Here is an 18345-nt window from a genome sequence, read left to right as displayed (position 1 = left end):
TCTGGCGCTCGTGCGCCGATCGAGGGTGGTGGGGGGACGCCTGCGGTCGGCGCTCGCGTGCCGGTCGGGGGCGGCGGGGGGACGCCAGCCGTCGGCGCTCGTGTGCCGGCCGGAGGCGGCGAGGGGGTGCCCGCCGCGCCCGTGGTGATCAGGAGCACCGACCTGGTGCGGGCCGTCGTGGACGACCTGCGGCGCGGGGTGCCGTCCCCGGTGATCGCGGCGCGGTTCCACCACGGGCTGGCCGGGGCGGTGGTGACGGCGGCCGGCCTGGTCGCCCGGGCCGCCGGGATCGGGACGGTGGCGCTGTCGGGCGGCGTGTTCGCCAACGAGCTGCTGCTCGGTGGCGTGGCCGACGGGCTGCGGGCCCGGGGGTTCCGGGTGCTGACGCATCGCCGGGTGCCCTGCAACGACGGTGGGATCAGCCTCGGCCAGGCAGCCGTGGCAGCCGCCGCCCCCTGACCCCGCCTTCGGAGCTGCCCCGGCTCACCCTGACCCAGCCTTCCGCGCTGCCCCGCCTCCCGCACTGACCCCGCCTCCCGCGCTGACCCGGCCTCACCCCTGACCCGTGGCCCGCCCCTGACGCGTCTTACCCTTGACGGGCCTTACCCCGCACGCGCCTCTCCTCCTGACCGGCCTCGTCTCGCCGGCCCCCGCCACACGCGGCGCCTGATGGGGCGCGCTGCCTGATGGGGGCGCGCGCTCAAGAGCGGGTGCACCCTGCGCGGGATTCCTCAGCAGGCGCGGGGACAGCGGGCGGGACCCGCCGTCCGTGTCAGCAGATGCGGGGGAGCGGGTCGCCCACGAGGAGGTCCACGATGCGCGTGCCGCCGAACGCGGTGCGCAGCAGGACCAGGCCGGGCGGGTCGTCCCGGACCGTGCCGATCACCGCCGCCCCCGCGCCGAGCGGGTGCCCACGCAGCACCTCGACCGCGCGGTCCGCGTGCTCCCCGTCCACCACCGCCACGAACCGGCCCTCGCACGCCACGTACAGCGGGTCGATGCCGAGCAGCTCGCACACGCCGGTCACCTCGGGACGCACGGGCAGCGCCTCCTCCTCCGCCACCACGCAGACGCCGGAGGCGCCGGCCACCTCGTTGAGGATGGTGGCGACCCCGCCGCGCGTGGCGTCGCGCAGCGCCCGCACCCCTCCCGGCGGCAGGGCGTCCAGCAGCGCGGCCACGATCCCGTGCAGCGGCGCCGTGTCGGAGACGATCGGCGCCTCGATGCCGAAGTCGCCGCGCGCCAGCATGATCGCGGCGCCGTGCTCCCCGATCGGCCCGGACACGATGACCGCGTCACCCGGCCGCGCCCGCGCGACCGACAGCTCCACGGGCCGCTCCAGGACCCCGACGCCCGCGGTCGTGACGTAACAGCCGTCGGCCTTGCCCCGCTGGACGACCTTGGTGTCGCCGGTGACGATCTCCACCCCGGCCGCGGCCGCCGCAGCCGCCATCGACGCGGCGATCCGCCGCAGGTCGGCGACGGGGAAGCCCTCCTCCAGGATGAAGCCCGCCGACAGGTACGCGGGGCGCGCCCCGCACATCGCCAGGTCGTTGACCGTGCCGTTGACCGCGAGGTCGCCGATGTCGCCGCCGGGGAAGAACAGCGGGGACACCACGAACGCGTCGGTGGTGAACGCGGTCCGCGCGCCGTCCAGCAGCAGCGTCGCCCCGTCCTCCAGGGGCGCGAGGCGCGGGTTGCGGAACGCCTCCAGGAAGACCGCCTGGATGAGCGTCTGCGTGGCCTTGCCGCCCGAGCCGTGGGCGAGCGTGATCCGCTCCTCCCTGACCACCGGCCGGCGCCGCCTGGCCCGCGCGATCCGGTCGAGCACCTGCTGCTCACGGTCACGCAGCGGCGTCCCGGGAGCGGGCGGCGCGTCCTCGTCGAGCGCTGCGTCGATGGGCTGCGCGTCCTCGTCGAGCGGTGCTCCGGTGGGCGGGGCGTCCTCGTCGAGCGAGCCCTCTGTCTCGGCGGTCACGAGCGGGTCGCCTCCCTCACCCGTTCACGGCTGAAGCGGCCGAAGTTGTAGTACGCGGCGCAGGCGCCCTCGGAGGACACCATGCACGTGCCGATGGGCGTCTCCGGCGTGCAGGCCGTCCCGAACACCTTGCACTCCCACGGCTTGAGCACGCCCTTGAGCACCTCGCCGCACTGGCACGCCTTCGGGTCGGCCACGCGCAGCCCGGGCAGCTCGAAGATCCGCTCGGCGTCGAAGGCCGCGTACGCGTCGGACAGCGCCATCGCCGAGTGCGAGATGAAGCCGAGCCCGCGCCACTCGAAGTGCGCCCGCATCCGCATCACCTGCCCGATGACGGCCATGGCCGTGCGGTTGCCCTCCCAGGGCACCACCCGCGCGTACTGGTTGGCCACCTCCGAGCGGCCCGCCGCGAGCTGACCGAGCAGCATGTGCACGGACTGCAGGATGTCCAGCGGCTCGAACCCCGCCACGACGAGCGGCTTGCCGTAGTCGCGGGCGATGAAGTCGTACGGCCGGCAGCCGATCACGGCCGAGACGTGGCCGGGGCCGATGAAGCCGTCGAGCCGCAGGTCGGGCGAGTCCAGGATGGCCTTGATCGCCGGGATGATGAGGACGTGGTTGCAAAAGACCGAGAAGTTGCGCACGCCCTCGGCGGCGGCCCGCAGCACGGTCATCGCCGTGGACGGCGCGGTGGTCTCGAACCCGATCGCCATGAACACGACCCGCCGGTCCGGGTTCTCCCTGGCGATCTTGAGGGCGTCCAGCGGCGAGTACACCATGCGGATGTCGGCGCCGGCGGCCTTGGCGTCGAGGAACGACCCGGTCCCGCCCGGCACCCGCATCATGTCGCCGAACGACGTCATGATCACGTCGGGCTGTGACGCGATGTGGATGGCGTCGTCGACCCGTCCCATCGGGATCACGCACACCGGGCAGCCGGGGCCGTGCACGAGCACGACCTGCTCCGGCAGCAGGTCCTCCAGCCCGTGCTTGTAGATCGTGTGGGTGTGCCCTCCGCACACCTCCATGAACGTGTACCGGCGGCCCGGCTCGCACCGGGCGGCGATGTCGGCGGCCAGCGCCCGCGCCCTGCCCGCGTCGCGGTACTCATCGACGAACCGCACGCGACCCCCTCACGTGATGTCCGACTGGCGCAGCGCGTCCAGTTCGTCGTCGTAGGCCGGGCCGAGGCCCTCCAGGTAGTCGAGCACCGCCTGCGCCTCCTCCTCGGAGATCTTCGACAGGGCGAACCCCACGTGGACCAGCACCCAGTCGCCGATCTTCAGGTCCTCCTCGGCGAGCAGGCCGACGTTGATCCGGCGGCGCACACCCGCGACGTCCACCACCGCGAGGTCGGCGTTGTCCTCGTCGGCGGCGACGAGCTCACCGGGGATGCCCAGGCACATCGGCCGGCTCCTCCCCGAACGTGATGGACTCCAGCACCAGCTCGTCGCCGCCGGTGACGTCCACGTCGTCGCTGCCGCAGGGCGGGCAGACCGCCAGCACGTCGAGCGACTCGCAGCGGGCGCCGCAGGCCCGGCAGGTGACGGTGACGGGCGTCACGACGAGATCGACGGCGGCGTCCTGCGCGGCGGTACCCGCCGAGGCGAGCGTGAAGGCCTGGTCGAACGCTTCCCCGACGACCGCGTGGCGGACGCCCACACGCACCCGCGCGCCGCTGATCCGCCTGCCCCCGGCCCGCTGCTCCAGCAGCTCGACCAGGCCCTCGCACATTCCGATCTCGTGCATACGGCACTACATCCGTTTCATCGTGATGTACCGGTGAATTTCCGGCCATTGGCGGACGACGACCGCGCTTACCGTGGCTATCGCGATCAGTGCCGCAAGGTGTCTCTTTCTCATGTCATGTCACCTCCTTCCGGATGCGGAGGCCGGGAAGCGGGCCCGGCGTTTTCCGCAATCATGTCCATCACCAGACGGACGGCATGGCCGGCCGCCTCCCGCACGGGCGCGCTCAGCTCCACCAGCACGTCCTCGTCCGCCTCGCCGGACGGCGCGACGGCGGGCTCGCAGCACACAACGACCACCCGGCCGGGCAGCCGCCCGAGCTCCGCGGCCAGGCGGAGCACCTTGACCGGATCCATGCCGTGCCCCTCCACCTGCGGGCCCTCCACCTGCGGGCCCTCCGCCTCCGCGGCCTCCCGGGCCGTGTCGCCGCCGGGGCCGCCTTCGGACAGGTCCGGCTCCAGGACCGTCAGCGTGCCGGGCGCCTCGCCGCGGGGCGCGGCGTCCACGAGGATCGCGAGGTCGTAGTCCCGCTGCAGGGCGTAGGCCAGGTCCATGCCGCGGATGCCGAAGTCCACCACGTCCACGCCGCCCGGCCGCGGGAGCGCGGAGAGCCGGCGGACCACCTCGACGCCGAACCCGTCGTCGCCGAAGAAGACGTTGCCGATGCCCGCGACCAGGATCCGCGTGGGCGGGGCCGCCTCGGCCCGCTCGTCCAGCGGCTCGATCTCGTCGGCCGCGTAGAAGAAGCGGTGCCCGGGCATCCGCGCCTCGCCGAGGTCGCGGCCCGGGTCGTCGTCGAGCGTGACCGCGACGTGGAAGGCGCCCTCGTCGTCCTGCTCGACGGACTCGACGACGGCGACCCGGCCGTCCAGGACCAGATCCATGATGTCGGCCCGCTTCAGGGGGGAGGGGCGCAACCGGACCCGGCTGCCCGCGCGCACGGCCCGTCCGGCGACCGTCACCACGCCGGGGCCGCGCCGCTCCATCCGCGACCAGAACCCCATGCCCAGCATGCGGTCACCGCCCGGATCCGGCCGCGTCGCGCCGTCCCTGCCGTCGCGCACGTCGCCGTCCCGGCCATGGCCCGGGCCGCCGCCCCTGCTGTCGCGCACGTCGCCGTCCGTGCCGCCGTCCCGGCCATGGCCCAGGCCGCCGTCCGGGGCTGCACCGCCCCCCGGGCCGCCGTTCACGTCGCCTCCGGGCGGACGACGCCGTGCAGGCGCATGAGCTGCTCCGACGTGAGCCCGTCGCAGCGCTCCAGGATCTCCCGGCCGCGCGGGTCGCCCTCGCGGATCTCCCGCTTCTCCTCCTCGCTGAGCGCCAGCACGCTCAGCGTCAGGAGCTGGTCGATCTCCGTCGCGTCGAACAGGTCGCCCGGGCTCTCCGGCGAGATGCGCGGGTGGTCGTACAGGATGATCGGCGCCGACAGCATCGTGTGCCGCTCGCCCTCCTCGCCGATGAGGACCGGCCAGGCGCCGAGGCTGCGGCAGCCCTCCGCGTGCCCGCGCAGCTCCTCGGGCGGGTCCATGAGCGACACGAACCGTCCGTCCCGGGCGTGCAGCGCGCTGTGCGCCGACACCAGCGTGCGCCGCATCAGGTCGGTACGGGTGCCGCCGGGCCACGGGGTCGTGTTGACCACGTCGGCCGTCAGCCGGTAGAGGCCGGGCTCCAGCCGCTCCGCAGTCACCTCGACGTGCCCGCGCAGCCCCTCCCAGCGCCGCACCACCGCGCCCGCCGGGCCCGCCGCGTCCCCGGCGCACTCCGGCAGCGGCTCGGTCTCCTGGCCGGCGGGCACCTCGATCGCGGTCCGGACGGGCCGCCGCGCCAGCTCCTCCAGAGCCAGGCCGCACGCCGCCGCCTCCCGCTCGACCGCCTCCTCCCGGGGCAGCACGCGCACGCCCCCGGCGACCAGCTCCGGCACGGGCTCCGGCACGCCGTCCCGCAGCAGCGCCGGCTCGCGGACCACCACGTGCAGGAACCGCACCCGCACGTCCACGCTCGCCCCGGGATCCGCCTCCACGAGGCACTGGGTCCGCATGAGCCACGGGTGGCCGTCGTGCTCGCGTCCGTAGGGCTCGGGGTGGACGCCGCCGATCGTCCAGCGGTGCCGGTTCTTCAGCGCCGACTGCCGGTACGGCCACAGCAGGTAGCCCTCGTACAGCACGGCCCGCGCGATCCGCCGCACCTGGTCCAGGGGCGGCTGCTCGTCATCGTCGTCCATCGGCTCCCGCCTTGAGCAGCGACTCGACCACGTCGTCCCAGCCCGGCAGGGCGTTGCGGGTCCGGTAGGCGTGCAGCCGGTCGAACGTGTCACGGCCCAGCCGCAGCCACGCCGCGCCCGGGAAGTAGCGGTCCATGAGGTCCCGCCAGGTGGCGGCCGGCATGCGGAAGCCGGCCTCGGTGTCCCACGGGATCCTCGTGGCCCGCAGCATGCCGCCGGCCAGGGAGAACACCGTGCCGCTGAAGAGGAACTCCAGCGGGATCTCGCCGTCGCGCACGCCGTCGAGGTACTTGGCGGCGGCCACGTCGAAGTCGTAGGTGCAGGGCACCCGGAGCAGCGCGGTCGTCTCGCCGGTGAAGGCCGGCACCTGCGTGACGATCTGCGCCCACAGCAGGCTGGCCGGTCTGCGTGCCCAGAGCTCGGGCGGCCCGAACAGGTCCGCGAGCCGTTCACGGGACGCCTCGTCGTAGCTCCGGCGCGTGACCGCGATGCGGAGCTGCGTCTCCAGGACGACCGAGCGCACCTCCGCCCCGTCCGCGCCGGAGACGCGCAGCGCGAACTCCAGCGTCGGCACGGCCGCGAACTCGGCGGCCTGGACGCCCTCGACCGTGACGCGCAGGGCCGGGACGCCGCCGGCCGCCGGGTCCTGCGGCGTCGTCGTGTCCCGCGAGGCCGCCGGACCTCGCGGCGCTGTCATGTCCGGCACGGCTAGGCGGGGGAGAGGTTCGGCATGCCGGGCAGGATGGGGTCGCGGTCCGCGGCGTTGATGCCGGTGGAGCGCGCGGCGGTCGAGCGGCCGTCGATCAGGTGCCCGACCTGGCTCTCGTAGTGGCCGACGGAGTTGCCCTCGTTGACGCCCCCGACGTGCGAAGGCGTGTCGGGGCGCACCTGGGGCCGTCCGGTCCTGATCTGCGTTTCGCTCGTGCTGGTCATCGCGCTCCCCCTCGGATGTGCGTCGGGTGTCCGGCCGGGGTCGTCGACCTCCGGCGCAGCTCGGTGAAGAAGTCGCCGACCGCGTCCCAGACCCGCGGGCCGCCGGCGAGCCCCTTCCAGTGGGTACGGAGAAGGCCGACCAGGCGGTAGCAGTCGTCCACCGGCACGATCCAGTGCTCCGCGGCGCCGCCGGTCCGGTTGACGAGCAGGGCCTCGACGTCCGGCGTCAGCCGCCGCAGCACGGGGTTGGCCTCCTCCAGCCGCCGCCACAGTGACGGCTCCAGCGGCGACTCCACCGGGCCGCCGGGGCTCGGGTAGAACAGCGCGGTGCGCCGTGCCGCCGCGTCGTGGAAGAGGAACGCCATCCGGACCGGGATGCCCAGCTCGGCCCACGTGTCGTCGTCCAGGACGAAGCCGTCGAGGAGCCACCGGCGGTCCGGCACCAGCAGGTAGCGCCCGCCGCCGGGCTCCCCCTCCCCGGGATCGGACCGGTCGAACAGCACGGAGCAGGCACGGCAGGCGCACCGCAGCTCGCGGGCCGCCAGATCGAGCAGGTGCCGGTGCGGCCCGTCGAGAGGCGTGGCGCACAGCTCGCACCACTCGCGCGACTCCGGCGCTTCCACGACCCCCACCCCGGCGATCTCCCCGCCGGCGATCCCCACCCCGGCGGCGGCCCCCACCCCGGCGATCTCCGCGCGCTGAGAGGGCGAGGGCCGCGACGGGGCGGCGCCCGCGCGGGTGATGAGCCGGCGCAGCGCGCTCCCCGAGACCCGCGGCGCGGCTCCGGTCCGGGGCCGGGGCCCGCCGGTCGGAGCGCTCATCGCGGCCACCTCACGCCCGCGTCCCCGGCGCCCGCAGCAGGCTCTCCACGGGGATCACCACGGGCTCGGGCGCGGCCGGGGGCTCCTCCTCGACCAGCACCCGCTCGAACTCGGGCGCCGCGTCCCGCACCGCCTGCTCCACGGCCGAGCGCGCCCGCGCCGCCGTGGAGCCGCATCCGCCCTTCGCCCGGGGAGCCGGGCGCAGCCGCAGCCGCACCAGGTCGTCCTCGACCGAGACGATCTCCGCCTCCGCGCCGCCGAGCCGGTCCCGGGCCCCCTCCAGCGCGTGGCGGATGCGGGTGGGCGCGTCCAGCGGGTGCAGGCCGTGCAGCAGGAGCAGATGCGCGACCAGGTCGTCGGCGGCGATCCGCTCCGGCAGGCCGCCGCCGGCCGCCGCGGCCACGGCCATCACCCGCGCGAGCGCCTCGCCGTACAGGTCGAGCAGCGCCTCGGCGAGCTCGACGGCCCGCGGGTCGGTCCCGCTCTCGAGCAGTTCCTCGACGCGGCGCACCCGCTCGGTCACCTCGTGGTCGTCCATCGCGGCTCAGCCCGTGACGCTCGTGCCGAGGGTGGGGGAGTGGACCTGCCGCAGCACCTTGCCGCCGCCGACGTACATGTGCACGCCGCACGGCAGGCACGGGTCGAAGCTGCGGACGGTCCGCATGATGTCGATGCCCTTGAAGTTCTCGGGGCCGTTCTCCTCGAAGATGGGCAGGCCCTGCACCGCGTCCTCGTACGGCCCCGGAGTGCCGTAGATGTCGCGCGGGCTGGCGTTCCACGGCGTGGGCGGGTACGGGTGGTAGTTGGCGATCTTCCCGTTCCGGATGACCATGTGGTGCGACAGGACGCCCCGCACGGCCTCGTGGAAGCCGCAGCCGATCGCCTCGTCCGGCACGTCGAAGTCGGTGAAGACCTTGGTGCGCCCGGCCCTGACCTCGTTGAGGGCCTGGTCGACGAAGTGGAAGGCCAGCGCGGCGGCGTAGGCGACGAAGTACATGCGGGCCCGGTTGCGCTCGATCGTGTTGGCCCACTTCGGCACGTGCCACTCCAGCCGCATCTCCGGCATGGAGCCGGACTTGGGCAGGTTGATCTCGACGCTGTGCCCGGTGGCGCGGACGCCGCCCTCGTCGACCAGCCCGGCCAGCGCCGTGGTCCACAGCCGGGCCAGCGGCCCGCCGCCGGTGTCGAGCGCCAGGTGGTCGCCGGTGCGCCGGTCGTACCAGCGGGGGCTCATCACCCAGCTGTAGTTGCCGCGCTCCAGGTCGCGTTTCTGCGGCTTGGGCAGGGTCGTCTGGTTCCACGGGTGGCGCTGGTCCACGGGGTTGCCGAGGGGGTCGTGCGTGACGAACTTCTCCTCGTTCTGCCAGTCGTCGTAGTACGAGCTGCCGAGCAGGATACGGATGCCGAGGTTGATGTCGACGAGGCTCGTGGTGATCAGCTCGCCGTCCACCACGATGCCGGGCGTGACGAACATGGCCCGGCCCCACTCCTCCATGTGCCGGTAGTCGTAGTCGCAGACGTTCGGCTCCTGGAAGGCGCCCCAGCAGCCGAGCAGGACCCGCCGCCGGCCGACCTCCTCGTAGCCGGGCAGCGCCTGGTAGAAGAAGTCGAAGACGTCGTCGTTCATCGGGACGGCCCGCTTGACGAAGTCGAGCGCCCGCACCAGCCGCACCAGGTAGTCGGTGAACACCTGGGGCGTGGCGACCGTGCCGACGCCGCCCGGGTAGATGGTCGACGGGTGGACGTGCCGGCCCTCCATGAGGCAGCACATCTCCCGGGTGAGCCGGCTGACCTGCAGCGCCTCCTTGTACATAGCGCCGGTGAACGGGTTGAAGGCGCGCATGATGTCGGCGATGGTCCGGTAGCCGTGGAGGTGGCCGCGGGGCGCCTCGGTGGTCTCGGCGCGCCGCAGCATGCTCGGGTTGGTCTCCTTGACCATCTGCTCGCAGTAGTCGACGAAAACCAGGTTGTCCTGGAACAGGGTGTGGTCGAACATGTACTCGGCGGCCTCGCCGAGGTTGATGATCCAGTCGGCGAGCGGCGGGGGCTTGATGCCGTACGCCATGTTCTGCGCGTAGACCGAGCAGACCGCGTGGTTGTCACCGCAGATGCCGCAGATGCGGCTGGTGATGAAGTGCGCGTCGCGCGGGTCCTTGCCCTTCATGAACACGCTGTAGCCGCGGAACAGGGACGAGGTGCTCTTGCACTCCACGACCTGCCGGTTCTCAAAGTCGATCTTGGTGTAGATGCCCAGGTTGCCGATGATCCTGGTGATCGGGTCCCATGACATGTCCACCAGCTGGCGGGTCTCCTGGGCCTGCTCTGCCTTGGTCGTCACCTCGACGATCCCCCTTCTAGCCCCGCCACCGGGGGTCGTACCCGCTGGTCAGCTTGTCCTCGTTGTGACGCCACTTCGGCTCTTTGTTGACCGTCTTGTTGGTGATGGCCCGCAGCCGGCGGATCATCCCGCCGTAGACGCCGGCCGTTCCGGCGGAGACGGACGCGCCGGGCGGCTGGTCCATGAACGGCATGAACTTGTCCGGGAAGCCGGGCATCGTGCAGCCGATGCAGATGCCGCCCACGTTGGGGCAGCCGCCGATCCCGTCCATCCAGCCGCGCTTGGTGACGTTGCAGTTGACGACCGGCCCCCAGCAGCCGATCTTGACCTGGCACTTGGGCGAGTTGTAGTCGCGGGCGAAGTCGCCCTGCTCGTAGTAGCCCGCCCGGTCGCAGCCCTCGTGGACCGTCTTGCCGAACAGCCACGTCGGCCGGAGCTGCCGGTCGAGCGGGATCATCGGCGCGAGCCCCGCCGCCTGGTACAGCAGCCAGGTCAGGGTCTCCATGAAGTTGTCCGGCTGCACCGGGCAGCCCGGCACGTTGACGATGGGCAGGCCGCCCGCGGAGCGGAAGTCCGCGCCCAGGTAGTCGCCCAGCCCCATGCACCCGGTCGGGTTGCCCGCCATGGCGTGGATGCCGCCGTAGGTGGCGCACGTGCCGATGGCGACCACGGCCCACGCCCCCGGGGCGAGCCGGTCGATCCACTGGTTGACCGTGATGGGCTGCCCGGTGGCCGGGTCGTTGCCCATGGACGTCCAGTAGCCGTCGCCGTTGATCTTCTCGTTCGGGATGGAGCCCTCCACGACGAAGATGTACGGCCCGAGCCGGCCGGCGGCGGCCTCGTGGAAGGCGGCCATGAACGCGCTGCCGGTCTCCGGGGCCAGCACCTTGTTGTGCAGGTGGACCTTGGGCAGTCCCGGTACGAGCCCGAGGAGGACGTCCTCGATGCTCGGCAGCGAGGCGGCCGTGATCGACACGGTGTCGCCGTCGCAGCTCATGCCCTCGGAGGTCCACAGGATGTGCACCTCGTCCACCGCGGCGTCCGGTTCGGTTGTGGTCATGGCCCCGAGCCCCCTGTCGGCCTGGCGTCACCGATCAGTGTCCGTATGGTCACTGTCTGTAGTGCTGTACCGCGTGCGGGGGCGTGGCAAACCATGACACCGATCGCGAACCGGCTCGTACGGCTCCGTCGGACGTGACGGTGCGCTACCCGCGGGTGGTGGCGACCGGCGCGATCCTGGTCCGGCGGGGGAGCAGGGGGCCGTCGGCCGAACGGGCCGCCCAGAGCGCGACGGCGATGTAGAGGATCTGCTCGGGGATGCGCACCCAGAGCGGCGTCGCGGGGCCGCCCTGGAACGGCACGCCGGCCAGCGCCGCGTACACGTTGGCCGGGAGCAGCAGCACGAAGAGCAGCGCGAGGGCGACACCCGCCGCCCGGCGCGTCGCAGCCACGACCAGTCCGGCGGCGCCGAGCAGCTCCAGGACCCCCGTCGCGTACACCATGAGGCTCGGGAACGGGACGAACGGCGGCACCATCGCGACCAGGTCGGCGTGGGTGGGCATGACCGTGACCCCCGCCGGTGCGAAGTGGGCGCTCGCGGTGACGACCAGCAGCAACGCGAGGGGGTGCGCGCCGCTGACGGGCCAGCTCGCGAACCGGCGCACGCCGAGCGCGCCCAGTCCGCGCAGACCGGCCGTGGTGGCCAGGAGCAGGATGACGAGGCCGAACATGGGACTCCTTTAGATAGTTACGCTATCTGATTTATGGATAGCGTAACTATCCAACGAGGTGCTGTCCACGGTCCATTCCGGGAGCGGGAGGAATATCACCATTGACGCCGTCCGAAACCGGCCCCTACGTTCGGCTGGAAGGATCGAGACAGGCAGGTCACATGGACGACACGCAGAACGTACGGCCCGGCGGGCGGCTCAAGGTGGAGACGCACGGGCTCGACGTGATCGGCGACGCCGACCGCAAGGGACGCCCGCGCCAGCTCTTCTGGCCCTGGTTCGGGGCCAACGTCTCGGTCCTCGGGCTGAGTTACGGCTCCTTCGCGCTCGGCTTCGGGGTCTCGTTCTGGCAGGCCCTCGTGGCGGGCGCCGTCGGCATCGTCTTCTCCTTCCTGCTGTGCGGGTTCGTCGCCGTGGCGGGCAAGCGCGGCTCGGCGCCGACGATGGTGCTGAGCCGGGCGGCGTTCGGCGTGCGCGGCAACCGGCTGCCCTCGGCGATCTCCTGGATGCTCACGGTCGGCTGGGAGACGGCGCTCACCGCCCTGGCCACGCTGGCCGCCGCGACCGTCTTCGAGCGCCTCGGCTGGGGCGGCGGCACCTCCACCAAGGTGATCGCGCTCGTCGTGGTGACCGCGCTGGTCATCGCCGCCGGCGTCATGGGCTTCGACGTCATCATGCGCCTGCAGACCGTCATCACCGTGGTGACCGGCGTGCTGACCGTGATGTACGCCGTCCTCGTGCTGCCCGAGATCCACTGGGACGCGGTGCGGGCGATTCCCTCGGGCCCGGCGCAGAGCTTCGTCGGCACCCTCGTGTTCATGGTGACCGGGTTCGGGCTGGGCTGGGTCAACGCCGCCGCCGACTACTCCCGCTACCTGCCGCGCCGCTCGTCGAGCGCGGGCGTGGTGGGCTGGACGACGTTCGGCGGGTCGCTGGCGCCGCTCGTGCTGCTCGTGTTCGGCCTGCTGCTGGCCGGCTCGTCCCCGGACCTCGACAAGGCCGTCGCCGGCGACCCGATCGGGGCGCTGACCACGGTCCTGCCCACGTGGTTCCTCATCCCGTTCGCGGTGGTGGCGGTGCTGGGCCTGGTCGGCGGCGCGGTGCTCGACATCTACTCCTCCGGCCTCGCGCTGCTCGCGGCCGGCCTGCGGGCGCCGCGCTACGTCGCCGCGCTGATCGACGGCGCGCTGATGGTCGCGGGCACCGTGTACATCGTGTTCGTCGCCGACGACTTCCTCACCCCGTTCATGGCGTTCCTCATCACGCTCGGCATCCCGATCGCCGCCTGGTGCGGCGTCATGCTGGCCGACCTGGCGCTGCGCCGCCGCGACTACGACGAGGCCGACCTGTACCGCCCGTCAGGCCGGTACGGCGACGTGCCGCTGCTGCCCATCGCGATCGTCGTCGCCGCCACCCTCGTCGGCTGGGGCCTGGTCACCAACGGCACCGAGCAGTGGCTGGCCTGGCAGGGCTACCTGCTCGGCCCCCTCGGGCTGGGCGGCCGGCAGGGCGACTGGGCCTACGCCAACCTGGGCGTGCTGGCCGCGCTGGCGGTCTCCTTCGCCGCCACCCTCGTGCTCGGCCGGTCCCGGGTACGCGCCCAGGAGAGCGCCCCGGCCTCGCCCGGCACCGCCGAGGAGGCCCGGGCATGATGGCCGGAGCGCCCGCGTTCCGCGACCGGGAGCCGTGGCTCGCGGTCATCGACATGCAGCGCGTCTTCGGCGAACCGGACAGCGACTGGTTCGCCCCGCGCTTCGCCGAGACCGTCGAGCCGATCAGGCGGCTGGTACGGGCCTTCGCCCCCCGGGTCACGTTCACCCGTTTCGTCGCGCCCGAGACCCCGGCCGGAGCCTGGGCCGACTACTACGAGCGCTGGCCGTTCGCCCTGCAACCCCCCGGCTCCCGCGCGTACGGGCTCGTCGACGCCTTCGCCGCCGACGCCGGGCCGACGCTGGACGCCACGACGTTCGGCAAGTGGACGCCCGAGCTGGCCGCCCGGGTCGGCCAGGACGGCCGGCTCATCCTGGCGGGGGTGTCCACCGACTGCTGCGTGATCTCCACGGCGCTGGCCGCCGCCGACGCCGGCGTCGAGGTGGTCGTCGCCGCCGACGCGTGCGCCGGCGCGGACGACGCGAGCCACGCGCGGGCCCTGGACCTCATGCGGTTGTACGAGCCGCTGATCCGGGTCCTCACCGTGTCCCAGATCCTCGCCGGGCATCCCTAGGAACGGTCATCACCGGCAGGAACCGAACACCTGGGTCACCACGAGCGCGTGGTCGGAGGTGACGCCCGGCCGCGCCGTGCCGTGCCGCACCGAGATGCCCGTCTCGGCCATCTGCGCGTTGAGGATGGCGGCCCGATGCGACGGGCTGCCCATCCACCAGGTCACCGCCGCCTTCGGCGTCGCGCCGCCCGTCCCCCAGCCCTGGTAGACGTTCTCCAGCACCTGCCAGGTGCCCGACGGGCAGTACCCGGCCGCCCTCACGCGCTCGCCGGGGCCGCTCCCGGTGCGCGGGTTGACGTGGAAGTTCGCCCCGTCCACCCACCACTTGATCTGCTTGGCGGCCTTGGTGTGGGCGTCGGCCGCGTTGAACAGCCGCAGCGTCTCCCGCAGGGCGGGCAGGCCGCGCGCCGTGCGCTCGGCGTTGACCAGGCAGCGCACCGCGCTGGTGGCGAACGCCTCGTTCAGCGTGACGGCCGCCTGGACCCGGCTGTTGCTCCAGTCGGGGTTGTGGCTGCGATACCACTGCGGCGTCCTGACGGTGTCGTCGGTGAACGCGCAGGCCGCCCCCGCCGCCCGTGTCACGTGGGACGTCGCGTGCGCGGGGGCGGAGGGCAGCAGGGCGGCCAGCGCCAGGGCGGACGTGGCCGCCACCGCGGCGAGCCTTCTCGTAACCGTGGGGATCATGGGGATGCGCTCCTCGCAGTCGGACCTCGCTTCCCCTCAGACGGTGCGCGACGGCGGGCCGGCGCGCATGAGTAGTCCCTCCCTACTCAGACGCCCGTACCTCTTCAGACGCCCGTACGCGAGGCCGCCCCGCGGAAGGGCATGTGCTCGCCCTCCACGTACGCCGGGAACGGCTGGTAGACGTTCACGCCGGGCCGCCCGCGCAGGAGCAGCGCGGAGACGAACGGCTGCTGCTCGCTCGTGATCCTGGTCGAGGTCGGGATGTAGCGGATGGTCAGGCCGCACCGGCGCCTGGGGGAGGTGTTGGCGTTGGAGCCGTGCAGGATGTTCGGGTGGTGCACCTCCACGTCGCCCGGCGACAGCACCAGGTCCACCGCCCGCGACTCGTCCACCGTCACCGCGCTCTCCGAGCCGAGCACGTTGTCCACGTCGTCGCGTTCCCGCAGCGCGTACAGCTCCTCCTTGTGCGAGCCGGGGACCACGCGCACGCAGCCGTTCTCCGGCGTGGACTCGTCCACGGCCAGCCACAGCGTGACGACGCGCATCGGCTCCAGCGGCCAGTACGCCCCGTCCTGATGCCACAGGACCGGCATGCCGGACAGGGGAGGCTTGCTGATGTAGTGCGAGGCGAACAGGGCGATGTCGGGGCCGACGAACAGCTCGGCGATGTCCAGGAGGCGGTCGTCGCCGACCAGCCGCACCCAGAACGGGTCTCCGGCCACCAGCTCGGTGGCCAGGTCCTCGCCGAGCCGGTCGGGGTGTTTGGCCTGGAGCCAGGCGACGTGGTCGCTCGCCTCGGCGATCAGCTCCGGGTCGATGACGTCACGGAAGATCGTGTAGCCGTCGCGGTCGTACTCCTCGAGGATCCGATCGGCGTCCATGATCACGATGCGCTCCTTGCTGCGGGGGACCGGGAGAGAAGGCGTCGATCCGGATTCTTCGGCCTTCCTGCCGGGAGTTACTAGTACTCACCTCTCCACAACTATTAATTTCCTGACATGCCGACCATTCTGCGGTGGGTCGAGTTCGCGGTCGGGCTGCCGTACCACGCGGCGCTGGTGCCGGTCACCGGTGGCCGCCGCGACCGGCCGGAGCCGCACAGCCACGCCGACTTCCACGAGCTGGTCTTCGTGACCGCGGGCGCCGGCGTGCAGCGGGTCGGCGACAGCGAGATGCCGCTGCGCGCCGGCGACGTGGTGCTCGTCAGGCCGCACGACCGCCACGAGTTCGCGGGGACCGCCACCGGCGGGATGCGCTTCGTCAACATCGCCTTTCCCAGCGAACGCTGGCGCGCCTTCGCCGACCTGGCCGGGCTGGCGGGCACGGCGGACTGGGACCGGCTCGCCCTGCCCCTGGCCGCGGCGGCGGACCCCGACGGGCCGGTCGCGGCGGAGTTCGCCCGCGTGCTGGCCGCCTACTCCGGCACCCCCCGCGTGCTCGACCTGGTGCGGCTCTGGACGGTGGTCGTCCCCCTCCTGGAGCGGGCCGCCGGCGGAGCCGTGGACCGGCGGCCGGGCTGGCTGGTGGCGGCGTGCGTCGCGATGAGCCGCGAGGACAACCTGCGCGAGGGGCTGCCCCGGCTCCTGGAGACGGCCGCCGTCAGCCCCGGGCACCTGGCCCGCTCGATGCGCGCCCACTACGGTTGCACACCCGTCGCGTTCGTCGTCCGGCGCCGGCTGGAGCACGCCGCGCTGCTGCTGACCACGACGACGGAGGGCATCGGGCGCATCGCCCAGCGCTGCGGCTTCTCCGGCCAGTCGTACTTCGGCCGGCTCTTCCGCGAGACGTACGGCATGGCGCCCCGCGACTACCGGGAGGCCACGCGGCGGGCGGTGGTCCCCGCGGCTCTGGACACTCCAGACATCAAGTGATTATATGACTTTCACTTCGGCGAAAGTCCTTCCGTGAACCGGCACGCGCGCGCCTGACACGCCCTCTCGGCATCCGATCCGCTCCCACGATCGAAGTTCAGCCCCCCACGATCGAACAGGAGGCCGGGCATGATCCGGTCGCATTCCCCGCGCACGGCCGCCCTCTGCGCCGCCGCCCTCTCCCTGGCCCTCGCCGCCTGCTCCTCCGGCACCTCCGGCGGCGGCCCCCCCCAGGGGGGCGGGGAGACGGAGCTCAGGCTCTACAACGACAAAGGCGCCTGGAGCACGTACTTCGAGCAGATGGGCGCCCTGTCCCAGCAGCAGATCGGGCTGTCGATGAAGCCGGTCGGCTACACCGACGAGCCGACCTACCAGGCGTTCATCAAGGCGTCGTTCCGCACCGATGTGAAACCCGACCTGTTCACCTGGACGACCGGCGGCCGGCTGACCGAGATCGTCGCCCAGCGGCAGGTGGCGGACACGACCGCGCTCTGGCAGGAGGCCGTCGAGAACGGCGACCTCTCGGCCGACCTGGCGAAGTACTACACCGTGGGCGGCAAGCAGTACTGCGTGCCGCTCAACGCCGCGTACTGGGGCATGTTCTACAACAAGAAGGTCTTCGACACGTACGGCCTGAAGCCGCCCGCGACCTGGGACGAGCTCATCGGGATCGCCGGCACGCTGAAGAAGAACGGCGTGACCGCTTTCTACCACACCTCGGTGCTGTTCTCCTTCGTCTGGTTCGAGCAGCTCCTCGCCGGCACCGACCCCGACCTGTACGACCGCCTGTCCACCGGCCAGGCCAAGTACACCGATCCGGGCGTGGTCGAGGTGATGAAGCGGTGGAAGTCGATGATCGACGCCGGCTACTTCAACAACCCGGGCGACAAGACCGACCCGGCTGACGTCCTCAAGACCGGCAAGACCGCGATGGTGTCGCTCGGCACGTGGTTCAACACGAGCATGACGCAGCGCAGCATGAAGGCGGGCGCCGACTACGGCTTCTTCACGATCCCGAACGTCAACCCCGCCCTGCCCAAAACCTCGATGATCTTCGAGAGCGGGCCGCTGTGCTCGCTGGCCAAGGCGCCCGACCCGCAGGCCAGCGAGAAGTTCCTGAAGTGGTGGGTGACGCCCGCCGCGCAGGAGAAGTGGGCCACCGCCCGGGGCGACGTCTCGGCCAACCCCAAGGTCGCCGTCACCGACCAGGCGATCGCCGAGGTCGGCAAGGCCGCGGGCAGCGGGACGTACCGCCTGGTCAACCGCTACTTCGAGGCCGCGCCGCCGCCCGTGCTCACCGCCGCGCTGGACGGCTTCGGCGCGTTCGTCGTCAAGCCGGACGGCTACCCGAAGATCCTCGAGGACATCCAGCGCGCCGCCGACGAGTACTGGAGCACGCACCGGCCGGGGAGCTGAGTCCCCCACGCCGGTGCCGGCCGGATGCGCGGCGACCATCGAGACGGTGCGCGACCGCGTGGCCGCCGCGCTCGCGGACGTGCTCGCGCGGGCCCGGAGCGCGGGCACCGTGTGGCGCCTGCTCCGCAAGGGCATCGACGCCTGACCCGCCAGGCGCGGGCGTCCGGCGGACCGGGCTCGGCGCGGAGTCTCAGACGCGGAGCAGGGTGACGATTCCCGCTCCGACCAGGGCCGCCGCCCACATGCGGTCCACGTTGAACCACGCGCGCCGCAGGACGGCCAGCCCCGCCACCTCGTAGACGAGCACCGCCACCACGCCGGCGGCCGTGAACATCCCGAGCGTGTGCCAGAGCGCCACGCCCAGGCCCCCGGCGACGGCG

General features: G+C 72.8%; 19 protein-coding genes and 2 pseudogenes. 5 read left to right on the top strand and 16 right to left on the bottom strand.

Features of this window, described 5'->3' with window-relative positions; translation table 11 throughout:
* Positions 1-459: pseudogene (locus AB0H81_RS36040) on the top strand (carbamoyltransferase HypF); the annotation flags it as partial.
* Between the two features lie 313 nt (positions 460-772).
* On the opposite strand, the gene hypE reads toward AB0H81_RS36040, so the two are convergent.
* The 13 genes from hypE to AB0H81_RS35975 all read right to left on the bottom strand — a co-directional run bounded on the left by hypE (position 773) and on the right by AB0H81_RS35975 (position 11770).
* Positions 773-1978, bottom strand: a complete 1206-nt coding sequence (hypE, locus tag AB0H81_RS36035) for a hydrogenase expression/formation protein HypE (protein WP_358384052.1) — start codon at positions 1976-1978, stop codon at positions 773-775.
* The gene (gene hypD / locus AB0H81_RS36030) at positions 1975-3102 is read right to left on the bottom strand and encodes a hydrogenase formation protein HypD (protein ID WP_358384049.1); all 1128 of its coding nucleotides are present in this window, start codon (positions 3100-3102) and stop codon (positions 1975-1977) included. Before hypD ends, hypE begins: the two co-directional genes overlap by 4 nt.
* A 9-nt stretch (positions 3103-3111) precedes the next feature.
* Positions 3112-3384, bottom strand: coding sequence for a HypC/HybG/HupF family hydrogenase formation chaperone (locus AB0H81_RS36025; RefSeq protein ID WP_358384046.1), 273 nt, complete (start codon positions 3382-3384; stop codon positions 3112-3114).
* Positions 3362-3727, bottom strand: coding sequence for a hydrogenase maturation nickel metallochaperone HypA (locus AB0H81_RS36020; RefSeq protein ID WP_358384044.1), 366 nt, complete (start codon positions 3725-3727; stop codon positions 3362-3364). The genes AB0H81_RS36025 and AB0H81_RS36020 overlap by 23 nt, the downstream gene beginning before the upstream one ends.
* A gap of 110 nt (positions 3728-3837) precedes the next feature.
* Positions 3838-4917 carry a hydrogenase maturation protease gene (locus AB0H81_RS36015; RefSeq protein WP_358384041.1) on the bottom strand — a complete coding sequence of 360 codons (1080 nt, stop codon included), beginning with the start codon at positions 4915-4917 and terminating at the stop codon, positions 3838-3840.
* Entirely contained in the window at positions 4914-5948 is a 1035-nt protein-coding gene (locus AB0H81_RS36010; protein ID WP_358384038.1) for a hypothetical protein, read from the bottom strand. Before AB0H81_RS36010 ends, AB0H81_RS36015 begins: the two co-directional genes overlap by 4 nt.
* The gene (locus AB0H81_RS36005) at positions 5935-6645 is read right to left on the bottom strand and encodes a DUF6084 family protein (RefSeq protein ID WP_358384036.1); all 711 of its coding nucleotides are present in this window, start codon (positions 6643-6645) and stop codon (positions 5935-5937) included. The genes AB0H81_RS36010 and AB0H81_RS36005 overlap by 14 nt, the downstream gene beginning before the upstream one ends.
* Positions 6646-6656: 11 nt before the next feature.
* The gene (locus AB0H81_RS36000) at positions 6657-6881 is read right to left on the bottom strand and encodes a hypothetical protein (RefSeq protein WP_358384034.1); all 225 of its coding nucleotides are present in this window, start codon (positions 6879-6881) and stop codon (positions 6657-6659) included.
* The gene (locus tag AB0H81_RS35995) at positions 6878-7702 is read right to left on the bottom strand and encodes a DUF5947 family protein (protein WP_358384032.1); all 825 of its coding nucleotides are present in this window, start codon (positions 7700-7702) and stop codon (positions 6878-6880) included. Before AB0H81_RS35995 ends, AB0H81_RS36000 begins: the two co-directional genes overlap by 4 nt.
* 10 nt (positions 7703-7712) lie before the next feature.
* Entirely contained in the window at positions 7713-8240 is a 528-nt protein-coding gene (locus tag AB0H81_RS35990) for a NifU family protein (RefSeq protein WP_358384030.1), read from the bottom strand.
* A gap of 6 nt (positions 8241-8246) precedes the next feature.
* Positions 8247-10040 carry a nickel-dependent hydrogenase large subunit gene (locus tag AB0H81_RS35985; protein ID WP_358384028.1) on the bottom strand — a complete coding sequence of 598 codons (1794 nt, stop codon included), beginning with the start codon at positions 10038-10040 and terminating at the stop codon, positions 8247-8249.
* Between the two features lie 16 nt (positions 10041-10056).
* Complete coding sequence (locus tag AB0H81_RS35980; protein ID WP_358384025.1) at positions 10057-11100, bottom strand: hydrogenase expression protein HypE; 1044 nt, start codon at positions 11098-11100, stop codon at positions 10057-10059.
* A 145-nt stretch (positions 11101-11245) separates the two neighbouring features.
* Positions 11246-11770, bottom strand: a complete 525-nt coding sequence (locus tag AB0H81_RS35975) for a hypothetical protein (RefSeq protein WP_358384023.1) — start codon at positions 11768-11770, stop codon at positions 11246-11248.
* A gap of 161 nt (positions 11771-11931) precedes the next feature.
* Here AB0H81_RS35975 and AB0H81_RS35970 point away from each other — a divergent pair, with 161 nt between their 5' ends.
* Both AB0H81_RS35970 and AB0H81_RS35965 read left to right on the top strand, forming a co-directional pair.
* Positions 11932-13422 carry a cytosine permease gene (locus tag AB0H81_RS35970; protein ID WP_358384021.1) on the top strand — a complete coding sequence of 497 codons (1491 nt, stop codon included), beginning with the start codon at positions 11932-11934 and terminating at the stop codon, positions 13420-13422.
* The gene (locus AB0H81_RS35965; protein ID WP_358384018.1) at positions 13419-13994 is read left to right on the top strand and encodes an isochorismatase family protein; all 576 of its coding nucleotides are present in this window, start codon (positions 13419-13421) and stop codon (positions 13992-13994) included. The genes AB0H81_RS35970 and AB0H81_RS35965 overlap by 4 nt, the downstream gene beginning before the upstream one ends.
* A 9-nt stretch (positions 13995-14003) precedes the next feature.
* Here the strand turns inward: AB0H81_RS35965 and AB0H81_RS35960 are convergent, their stop codons facing one another.
* Together AB0H81_RS35960 and AB0H81_RS35955 are read right to left on the bottom strand one after the other, a co-directional pair.
* On the bottom strand, positions 14004-14678 hold the full coding sequence (locus tag AB0H81_RS35960; protein ID WP_358384015.1) for a CAP domain-containing protein: 675 nt from the start codon (positions 14676-14678) through the stop codon (positions 14004-14006).
* Positions 14679-14782: 104 nt separating this feature from the next.
* The gene (locus AB0H81_RS35955; protein WP_358384013.1) at positions 14783-15559 is read right to left on the bottom strand and encodes a phytanoyl-CoA dioxygenase family protein; all 777 of its coding nucleotides are present in this window, start codon (positions 15557-15559) and stop codon (positions 14783-14785) included.
* A 117-nt stretch (positions 15560-15676) separates the two neighbouring features.
* Here AB0H81_RS35955 and AB0H81_RS35950 point away from each other — a divergent pair, with 117 nt between their 5' ends.
* Both AB0H81_RS35950 and AB0H81_RS35945 read left to right on the top strand, forming a co-directional pair.
* Positions 15677-16549 carry an AraC family transcriptional regulator gene (locus tag AB0H81_RS35950; protein ID WP_358384010.1) on the top strand — a complete coding sequence of 291 codons (873 nt, stop codon included), beginning with the start codon at positions 15677-15679 and terminating at the stop codon, positions 16547-16549.
* Positions 16550-16678: 129 nt separating this feature from the next.
* Complete coding sequence (locus AB0H81_RS35945) at positions 16679-17965, top strand: extracellular solute-binding protein (RefSeq protein ID WP_358384007.1); 1287 nt, start codon at positions 16679-16681, stop codon at positions 17963-17965.
* Between the two features lie 190 nt (positions 17966-18155).
* Here the strand turns inward: AB0H81_RS35945 and AB0H81_RS35940 are convergent.
* Positions 18156-18345 (bottom strand): annotated as a pseudogene (locus AB0H81_RS35940) (hypothetical protein); the annotation flags it as partial.

This window comes from Nonomuraea sp. NPDC050691, from assembly GCF_040654455.1.
In the GTDB taxonomy this organism is placed as follows: Bacteria; Actinomycetota; Actinomycetes; order Streptosporangiales; family Streptosporangiaceae; genus Nonomuraea.
This window is presented reverse-complemented; position numbering and strand designations above follow the sequence as displayed.

Coding starts and splice junctions, on each gene's coding strand:
- AB0H81_RS36025 (WP_358384046.1), bottom strand. CDS start 3,384: ATGTGCCTGGGCATCCCCGGTGAGCTCGTCGCCGCCGACGAGGACAAC.
- AB0H81_RS36020 (WP_358384044.1), bottom strand. CDS start 3,727: ATGCACGAGATCGGAATGTGCGAGGGCCTGGTCGAGCTGCTGGAGCAG.
- AB0H81_RS36010 (WP_358384038.1), bottom strand. CDS start 5,948: ATGGACGACGATGACGAGCAGCCGCCCCTGGACCAGGTGCGGCGGATC.
- AB0H81_RS36005 (WP_358384036.1), bottom strand. CDS start 6,645: ATGACAGCGCCGCGAGGTCCGGCGGCCTCGCGGGACACGACGACGCCG.
- AB0H81_RS36000 (WP_358384034.1), bottom strand. CDS start 6,881: ATGACCAGCACGAGCGAAACGCAGATCAGGACCGGACGGCCCCAGGTG.
- AB0H81_RS35995 (WP_358384032.1), bottom strand. CDS start 7,702: ATGAGCGCTCCGACCGGCGGGCCCCGGCCCCGGACCGGAGCCGCGCCG.
- AB0H81_RS35990 (WP_358384030.1), bottom strand. CDS start 8,240: ATGGACGACCACGAGGTGACCGAGCGGGTGCGCCGCGTCGAGGAACTG.
- AB0H81_RS35980 (WP_358384025.1), bottom strand. CDS start 11,100: ATGACCACAACCGAACCGGACGCCGCGGTGGACGAGGTGCACATCCTG.
- AB0H81_RS35975 (WP_358384023.1), bottom strand. CDS start 11,770: ATGTTCGGCCTCGTCATCCTGCTCCTGGCCACCACGGCCGGTCTGCGC.
- AB0H81_RS35970 (WP_358384021.1), top strand. CDS start 11,932: ATGGACGACACGCAGAACGTACGGCCCGGCGGGCGGCTCAAGGTGGAG.
- AB0H81_RS35965 (WP_358384018.1), top strand. CDS start 13,419: ATGATGGCCGGAGCGCCCGCGTTCCGCGACCGGGAGCCGTGGCTCGCG.
- AB0H81_RS35960 (WP_358384015.1), bottom strand. CDS start 14,678: ATGATCCCCACGGTTACGAGAAGGCTCGCCGCGGTGGCGGCCACGTCC.
- AB0H81_RS35955 (WP_358384013.1), bottom strand. CDS start 15,559: ATGGACGCCGATCGGATCCTCGAGGAGTACGACCGCGACGGCTACACG.
- AB0H81_RS35950 (WP_358384010.1), top strand. CDS start 15,677: ATGCCGACCATTCTGCGGTGGGTCGAGTTCGCGGTCGGGCTGCCGTAC.
- AB0H81_RS35945 (WP_358384007.1), top strand. CDS start 16,679: ATGATCCGGTCGCATTCCCCGCGCACGGCCGCCCTCTGCGCCGCCGCC.